The following is a 10,408-nucleotide window of genomic DNA, read 5'->3' on the forward strand; positions in this document are numbered from 1 at the left end:
GTCCTACACTTTATCGATTAGCCCTTTCACAACAATTATTTAGAGGGGCTTACAACTAAAATTACATTTGGTGGAAAGTATATTTCACTAACTATATGCTTACCAAAGTAATCGATTCGAAAAAGGGTTTGGCCATATTGTTCATTGCGCTATTATGCGCTATGACCAATAGTTTTGGTCAGGATACCTATAGGGACAACTTCAGTTCCACCTCCTACGCAAACAATAACGGAACCCAAAATTTCGCAGGAAACTGGGATGAAACTGGTGATGATAATAGTCCAAGTAGCGGCCGGATAGAAATTGTGGGGAATGAATTGGAGTTCAATAACATAGATAGTCGAACTATTTTTAGGGATTTGGACCTATCAGGTGCATCAAGTGTTACATTGGATTTGGATTATGATGCAAATTCCAGAGGTAACGAATCCTTGCGCGTTCAACTTTGGAACGACAATACCTCCTCATATGAAACAGTATCAACAATAAATTCTACCAATACCGGTTCAGTATCCCATACCTTGACAGCCGATCAAATATCCGCTAATTCGTCCATACGATTTGTAGGTGGGGATTCCAATTGGGGTGGCAGTGAGACCATTTATATTGACAATGTGTTGTTTACTGCAACTTTTAGCCCAACAATTACCATTAACGACATAACCTTTGATGAGGCCGTTGGAAATGCAGTATTTACCGTTACACATACTGGCGCGAATGCTTCCGGTGCATTTACAGTGAATTATCAGACCGTTAACGGTACTGCAACATCAGGAAGTGATTATACCTTTAGTTCCGGAACCTTGAATTTTAATGGAACAAGCGGGGATACGGAAACCATAACTGTTGCAATAACAGACGACGGGTCGTTGGAAAGTACAGAAGCTTTTACAATTCAATTTACAGGATCTTCTGATGGAACTGTTAATTATTCAGATACCGCTGCAGGTAATATTACGGACAATGATGGTCTGATTATCACGGATGGCGTAACAGAAAACACCTGTAGTGGAACTTTTTTGGATTCTGGAGGCGTTTCAAGTACATACACTAATAATGAAGACATTACCTATACTATTTGTCCTGATGTGGGGGGTAGTTTTGTAAGAGTCAATTTTACGAGCTTTGATGTTGAAAATGGTTATGATTTTCTCTATGTATATGAAGGTACCACCACTGGGGGAACCTTAATTGGTCAGTACCATAATGGGAATGTACCAGGTACAATTACTTCAACAGACGGTTCGGGCTGTCTTACCTTTCGATTTACATCGGATTTTAGCGTAACCAATAATGGTTGGGAAGCCACGGTTTCCTGCTATGTGCCAGGGCCTACAATGACCATTTCGGATGTATCCGTTGATGAAGACGCTGGTAATGCGGTTTTCACAGTTACGCATACTGGCGCAAGTGCTTCAGGTGCATTTACAGTGAATTATCAAACCGCAGACGGGACAGCAACAGCGGGAAGTGATTATACAAGCAGTACAGGAACCTTGAACTTTAATGGAACCGTGGGGGACACAGAGATAACTACAGTGCCAATTACGGATGATGCTGTAATAGAAGGCGATGAAACGTTTACGGTACAATTTACGGCTTCCTCCGATGGAACAGTAGATTATTCAGATACTGCAACTGGAACAATTAACGCACAAATTTCCTCAGATGTTCCACTTACGTTGTTTGAAGAATTCCATGGTAATGTAGACTATGTAGTTACAGGAAATACCCTAAGGACAGCCGACAATGGTACTGACCCATGTGCGGTGACAAATACAACTTCCGCTAATTTAATCGCACCTATTCCAGGTACGGGGACAATTAGAAAAGCTTATTTATACTGGGCCCATTCAAGTTCCACCATGGATGCGGATGTCACCTTTGAAGGACAGGCGGTTACGGCGGATTTGGCCTACAACGCGTATTCTGCGACCTATTGGAGTTATTTAAGTGATGTAACCACCATTGTAAACGGTGTTGCAAATCCTTCAACCAATACCTACGATTTCGCTGATCTTACCATAGACAATACATCTAGTTGCGGAAGTCAGGGTGTTTTAGGGGGTTGGGCACTTATCGTTTTTTATGACGATCCAACATTACCAGCATCCAGTATCAATTTATACCAAGGTTTTCAACGATTGCGTAATGCAAGTGATTCCTTCACTTTGGATTCATTTTATGCCATCGCAGGTTCTGGTGCAAAAGCAACATTTCTTTCATGGGAAGGGGATAGTACATTGTCTGGAGCTTCCGAAACATTATCAATAACCAATCAATCAGGAACAACACATACATTGAGTGGTGACGGTGGTCAGACGGGTAACAATGCATACAATTCTACAATTTATGATGATACTCAAGGCCCTGCATACAACGATGCTACGACCTATGGTTTAGATTTGGATACCTATGGCATATCATCCTATATATCACCCGGAGATTCACAAGTAACGGCCAATGTGTCTGTTGCTTCAGATGCTGTTTTTTTCAATGCAGTATTGATTCGCGTTCAGTCTAACTTGGTAACAGGTACTGTTTTTGAAGATGTTAATTACCCTGGAGGGGCGGGTCGTGATATGGCAACTGCGTCTGGTGTAGGCGTAAACAATGCTAGTTTAGAGCTATATGATGCATCCAATACTTATGTTGAAACGGTGACTTCGGATAGCAGTGGAGATTATACTTTTGGAGGTATGGCAGATGGGAATTATACCATTAGAGTGGTTAATTCATCTGTAAGATCTTCTAGGGGTGGAGGTATCGCCTGTACTTCCTGTTTACCCGTACAAACGTATCGAAATTACAATACATCAGGCTCATTTGTTGATGTAACCAATGAAGTCGGGGGTGCTGACCCTTCTGCAGCTGATGCTGTTGCAGGAACCTTAACAGGGGCTCAAACACGGTCTGCAATAACCATTGCAAGTGGTGGTATCGTAGGTTTGGATTTTGGATTCAACTTCAATACCATCGTAAATACCAATGAGGACGACCAAGGATCTTTAGAGCAATTCATAATTAACTCGAATAATTTGGACGAAACTGGATTGGATATAGGTTCCAATTCAATATTTGACCCAGCAGCTGGAGATGATACTTCAATTTTCATGATTCCATCTTCTGCTGATCCTTTAGGAAGAACTACAGACTCCAATTATGGGAGTGGGTATTTTGATATAACCATTAGTAATGGCAACCCATTGACGGCCATTACAGGGGATAATACAAGAATTGATGGTCGTACGCAGACCGCTTATTCCGGAAATACAAATTCTGGGACAGTTGGTTCAGGTGGCGCCACAGTAGGAACTTCAGCAAACACATTGCCGAACTATTCCAGACCTGAAATACAGGTGCATCGAGATCAAGGTGATGTGCTGGATTTGCAGGCTAATGCAACCATTCGTAACCTAGCAATATATGCTAACAATAATGCAGCAATTCAGGTGAATAGTGGGGCAGGAAGTATCCTATCCAGTTTAATAGGTGTCAATGCCGCTGGTACTAACGCTGGTAACGTGGATTATGGTGTCGAAATTTTGGGTGGAGGTATTCAAATTGATGGCAATTACATAGCCACAAATACAGACGCGGGATTGCTCATAAATGGAGGAACATCCAGTGTAATCCAAAACAATCATATCACAAATAATGGTGATCAGCCATGTGATGACAATATTGAGATTTTAAGTGGTTCTGGAATAACGATTCAACGAAACTTGATTGAAAATTCTGCAGCTGGAGGCGTGGATGCTTCTGCTTACGCTGGAGGCTTGATACTTTCAGAAAATGCAATAACCACTGCCGGTCAAAACGGAGGTAACTGTGCTGGAAACATTGAAAATATGGGTGTTTTATTGGCTGGAAACAATTCCCAGTTATCCAACAATCAAATTTATAGCAATGGTGGGGCAGGAGTTGTAGTTGTTGGCGGAACAGGGAATTTAATAAGCCAGAACTCAATTTATGCCAATGGAACAAGTACTGCTGCGCTAGGAATTGATTTAGACCCGACTGCAAACGTAGGAGACGGTGTCAACATAAACGACAGTGGCGATGGAGATTCAGGACCAAATAACCTGCTCAATTTTCCAATTATTGAATCAGTTTACTTATCAGGCTCCAATTTAGTTGTTAAAGGATGGTCCAGACCGGGAACAACATTGGAATTCTTTATTACGGATATAAGTGAAGGCACCGCAACTACAGGTGACAACCAATTAGGCCAATCCACAGATTATGGAGAAGGGCAAACCTTTTTAGGAAGTGCAATTGAAGGCAGTGGATCTGATTCAGATAGCTCCACCTCTGCCTATTCCGATGCTGATGGAAATACGGACAATACCAATGCTTTTCAATTTTCTATACCCTTATCTATTGTTCCTTCGGGAGGAGATTTGATTACGGCAACCGCAATGTTAGGGAACTCAACATCGGAGTTTTCCCCCATTTCAGCATTATTGATTCCAACAGTGATAACCAACCGCGGAATTACCTATAGGGTCAACAGGGATTGATACCATTTTTGCAAGATTTTTCTGTGAATAAAATGCGTCGAAATTTAATCGACAAAGGCATTTTATGCCCTGCCTAAATCCATTGATTACACTGGTCTAATCGACCAATGACACCAAAAAAAACAACAAAAAAATAATGGATGACCTCAAAATAGTATCCCTATACATTCGGATTTCATGCATACACAACAAATATTTTCCCCCCCTAGAGGTAAGGGTAATTTTGTAAAGTGTAGAAGTATAAAATGTTTTGAAGGATCAAAATATCAACTGAAAAAACACAAATAACAATTTAGACCTCAACGTCTACTAAGCATAACCCCATGAAAAAGAGCCTATTAGTCTTAGTCCTATTGCTATGTTCAGGACTTGCCTTTTCTCAAACCACAGTAACACTTCAAGATCAATGCAACTGTGAAGTTCTTAGCGGAACCGCTGTTGCAGCTCCAGGAGCCGTAGCGCCCACTGGTGCAGATGCAGGAGATATTTATGTCAATACCAATACTGGAACCATTTTCTTTTGGGATGGTGACTCTTGGGAGTTGACATCAACAGATGATCAGCAATTAACTGGATTTACTTTCAACGGTGCAACCAATGAGTTGACATTGACACTTGAAAATGGGGGAAGTGTGAATGTAGACCTTAGTGCATTGAGTGATACGCTGACAGATACAAATACAACTATCACATCTTTTGCTATAGATGGTAGTAATACAAATCTTGTAATTACTGATTCTGATACCAATACATTTGCCGTGGCTCTGGCAGATATTGCAGCATTGATTGATACCGATACAGACGACCAGACATTGAGTATTACAGGTACTGATTTAAGCATTTCAGACGGTAACACAGTAGACATCTCGGGAGTAAATACCGATTCACAGACATTGTCCTTAACTGGAAATGATCTCTCTATTAGTGGCGGAAATACAATCGATATAAGTGCAATTGATACAGATACTGATGACCAGACATTGAGTATTACAGGTACTGATTTAAGCATTTCAGATGGAAACACGGTAGACATCTCTGGAGTAAATACCGATTCACAGACATTGTCCTTAACTGGAAATGATCTCTCTATTAGTGGTGGAAATACAATCGATATAAGTGCAATTGATACAGATACCGATGACCAGACATTGAGTATTACAGGTACTGATTTAAGTATTTCAGACGGTAATACGGTAGATATCTCAGGAGTGAACACAGATTCACAATCACTTTCCTTAACAGGTACAGACCTTTCCATTAGTGGAGGAAATACAATAGATATCAGTTCTATTGACACCGATACGGATGACCAGACCTTGAGTTTGACAGGAAACACCTTGGCTATTGCTGATGGTAATTCAGTTGACTTGAGTGGTTATGTAGATACGGATGATCAAACATTGAGTCTTACAGGAACGGATTTGAGTATTGCCGATGGAAACACCATCGATATAAGTTCTATTGACACCGATACAGATGATCAGACCTTGAGTTTGACTGGAAATACCTTGGCTATTGCTGATGGTAACTCTGTAGATTTAAGCGGTTTCGTGGATACCGATGATCAAACCTTAAGTATTACAGGCACCGATCTATCGATCGCCGATGGAAACACCGTGGATATCTCTGGAGTAAATACGGATTCACAGACACTTTCCTTAAGTGGAAACGACCTAACCATCAGTGGTGGAAATACCATAGATATCAGTTCTATCGATACAGATACGGACGACCAGACTTTAAGTCTTACCGGAACCGATTTGAGTATCGCTGACGGAAATACAGTAGACATTAGCTCCATTGATACGGATGATCAGACCTTGAGTTTGACTGGAAATACATTGGCTATTGCCGATGGTAACTCTGTTGACTTAAGTGGTTATGTGGATACAGATGATCAGACATTAAGTTTATCTGGGGCAGATTTGAGCATCGCTGACGGAAACACCATCGATATCAGTTCAATTGATACGGATACTGACGACCAGACCTTAAGTTTGACTGGAAACACCTTGGCTATTGCGGATGGTAACTCCGTTGACTTGAGTGGATTTGTTGACACCGATGATCAAACGTTGAGTCTTTCCGGTACTGACTTAAGTATTGCAGATGGAAATACAATAGACATCAGTTCCATTGATACGGATACAGATGACCAAACCTTGAGTATCACGGGAACGGATTTAAGCATAACCGATGGAAACACAGTTGATATCTCTGGCGTTAATACCGATTCGCAGACACTTTCATTAAGTGGTAACGATCTTTCAATTAGTGGCGGAAATACAGTAGATATTAGCAGCATCGATACAGATACGGATGACCAGACCTTGAGTTTGTCCGGTACAGATTTGAGTATTTCTGATGGAAATACCATCGATATTAGTTCCATTGATACGGACACAGATGACCAAACACTTAGTATCACTGGTACGGACTTGAGCATAGCCGATGGAAACACAGTTGATATCTCTGGTGTTAATACCGATTCACAAACGTTGTCCTTAACTGGAAATGACCTTTCCATCAGTGGGGGGAACACCGTGGATATTAGTAGCATCGATACCGATACTGATGATCAGACTTTGAGTTTGTCTGGAAATGATTTGAGCATTGCTGATGGAAATACAGTTGATTTAAGTGGCATAAATACGGATAATCAGGATGCTAGTGAAGTAAGCTATGATCCAAGTACGACTACCTTAGTTTCAAATAATGTTCAAGACGTAATTGAGGAATTAAAAGCGGAAGTGGATGCTTTTGCGGCTACTTCCGGACAAACCAATACTGCTTCTAATGCAGGTGCAGGCGGAGTTGGACTTTTTGCCCGTAAAACTGGTGCAGATCTTGAATTCAAGAATATTAATGCTGGATCTAACCTTATCAGCATCACTGATGATGTGGCAAATGATGAGGTGGATATTGATTTCAATGTGGCTAACCTAACCATTACAGAAAGCCAGATTTCTGACCTTTCGCACACTGTGGATACGGATGACCAAACCTTGAGTATTACAGGCTCGGATTTATCGATTGCTGACGGAAATACAGTAGATATCTCAGGAGTAAATACAGATTCACAAACGTTGTCCTTAACTGGAAATGACCTATCAATCAGTGGTGGAAATACAATAGATATCAGTTCTATTGACACCGATACGGATGATCAAACATTGAGTCTTTCAGGAACGGATTTATCGATTGCAGATGGAAACACCATCGATATCAGTTCAATTGATACGGATACGGATGATCAGACCTTGAGTTTGACAGGAAACACCTTGGCTATTGCAGATGGTAACTCCGTTGACTTAAGCGGATTTGTGGATACCGACGATCAAACATTAAGTCTTACCGGTACTGATTTAAGTATTGCAGATGGGAATACAATAGACATTAGTTCTGTGGATACCGATGATCAAACCTTGAGTATTACAGGCACCGATCTATCGATTGCTGACGGAAATACCGTGGATATCTCTGGGGTAAACACGGATTCACAAACGCTTTCTTTAACCGGTAATGACCTTTCTATCAGTGGAGGAAATACCGTGGATATTAGCAGTATAGATACCGATACCGACGATCAAACATTGAGTCTTACAGGAACGGATTTATCGATTGCAGATGGAAACACCATCGATATCAGTTCAATTGATACGGATACGGATGACCAGACCTTGAGTTTGACCGGAAATACGTTGGCTATTGCTGATGGTAACTCAGTTGACTTGAGTGGATTTGTTGACACCGACGATCAAACATTAAGTCTTACAGGAACGGATTTATCGATTGCCGATGGAAACACCATCGATATCAGTTCTATTGATACGGATACGGATGATCAGACCTTGAGTTTGACAGGAAACACCTTGGCTATTGCCGATGGTAACTCCGTCGACCTGAGTGGATTTGTTGACACCGATGATCAAACATTGAGTCTTTCCGGTACTGACTTAAGTATTGCAGATGGAAACACCATCGATATCAGTTCCATTGATACGGATACAGATGACCAAACCTTAAGTATCACGGGAACGGACTTGAGCATAGCCGATGGAAACACAGTAGATATTTCAGGAGTAAATACAGATTCACAGACTCTTTCATTAAGTGGAAATGACCTGTCCATCAGTGGAGGAAATACCATTGATATCAGTTCTATTGACACGGATACCGATGACCAGACCTTGAGTTTGACCGGAAATACATTGGCTATTGCAGATGGTAATTCCGTTGACTTAAGTGGTTATGTGGATACAGACGACCAGACATTAAGTCTTACCGGAACTGATTTGAGTATCGCTGACGGAAATACTGTAGATATTAGTTCCGTCGACACAGATGATCAGACATTAAGTATTACAGGTACGGATCTATCTATTGCCGATGGAAACACTGTGGATATTTCTGGAGTAAATACGGATTCACAGACACTTTCCTTAAGTGGAAATGACCTGTCCATCAGTGGCGGAAATACAATTGATATCAGTGCAATAGATACTGATACTGATGATCAGACACTAAGTTTATCAGGTACTGATTTAAGCATTGCCGATGGAAATACAGTGGATTTAAGTGGTATAGATACCGATAACCAGGACGCCAGTGAGGTGAGTTACGACCCCAGTACAACAACTTTGGTTTCTAATAATGTGCAAGACGTAATCGAAGAGCTAAAAGCAGAAGTGGATGCTTTTGCGGCAACTTCAGGTCAAACCAATACTGCTTCGAATACAGGTAATGGGGGTGTTGGATTGTTTGCTCGTAAAATAGGAGCTGATTTAGAGTTTAAAAATATTAATGCAGGATCCAATCTTATCAGCATAACTGATGATGTTGCAAATGATGAGGTCGATATTGATTTCAATGTTGCGAACTTAACAATAACGGAGAGTCAAATTTCTGATCTTTCCCACACTGTCGACACAGATGACCAGACCTTGAGTTTGACCGGAAATACCTTGGCTATTGCCGATGGGAACTCCGTTGACTTGAGTGGCTACGTGGATACAGACGACCAGACCTTGAGTCTGACCGGAACCGATTTGAGTATCGCTGACGGAAATACAATAGACATTAGCTCCATTGATACGGATGACCAGACTTTGAGTTTGACCGGAAACACATTGGCAATTGCCGATGGTAATTCCGTCGACTTGAGTGGTTATGTGGATACAGACGACCAGACCTTGAGTCTGACAGGAACCGATTTGAGTATCGCTGACGGAAATACAGTGGACATTAGCTCCATCGATACGGATACAGATGATCAAACATTAAGCATTACAGGCACAGATCTATCTATTGCCGATGGAAATACGGTGGATATCTCAGGAGTAAATACGGATTCACAGACACTTTCCTTAAGTGGAAACGACCTATCCATCAGTGGCGGAAACACCATCGATATCAGTTCCATTGATACGGATACAGATGACCAGACCTTGAGTTTGACTGGAAACACCTTGGCTATTGCCGATGGTAACTCCGTTGACCTGAGTGGTTATGTGGATACTGACGACCAGACCTTGAGTCTGACCGGAACCGATTTGAGTATCGCTGACGGAAATACAGTAGACATTAGCTCCATTGATACGGATGACCAGACTTTGAGTTTGACTGGAAACACCTTGGCTATTGCCGATGGTAACTCCGTTGACTTGAGTGGTTATGTGGATACTGACGACCAGACTTTAAGTCTGACAGGAACCGATTTGAGTATCGCCGACGGAAATACAATAGACATTAGCTCCATTGATACAGATGATCAAACATTAAGCTTATCTGGTACAGATTTGAGCATTGCAGATGGAAATACAATAGACATCAGTTCCATTGATACGGACACGGATGACCAGACTTTGAGTTTGACTGGAAATACC

The 10,408-nt window shown here is 41.4% G+C and carries 2 protein-coding genes; both read left to right on the plus strand.

What is annotated here, in order from left to right:
- Positions 1–95: 95 nt before the first annotated feature.
- Complete coding sequence (locus M3P19_RS14820) at positions 96–4,523, plus strand: beta strand repeat-containing protein (RefSeq protein WP_249658464.1); 4,428 nt, start codon at positions 96–98, stop codon at positions 4,521–4,523.
- 323 nt (positions 4,524–4,846) lie between these two features.
- Positions 4,847–10,408: beta strand repeat-containing protein (locus tag M3P19_RS14825; RefSeq protein ID WP_249658465.1), on the plus strand; the 5,562-nt coding region annotated here is incomplete at its 3' end.

It is taken from the genome of Flagellimonas spongiicola (genome assembly GCF_023502425.1).
Taxonomy (GTDB): domain Bacteria; phylum Bacteroidota; class Bacteroidia; order Flavobacteriales; family Flavobacteriaceae; genus Flagellimonas; species Flagellimonas spongiicola.

What these genes read in the sequence shown, in the direction of transcription:
- M3P19_RS14820 (WP_249658464.1), top strand. Translation starts at nt 96, where the DNA reads ATGCTTACCAAAGTAATCGATTCGAAAAAGGGTTTGGCCATATTGTTC.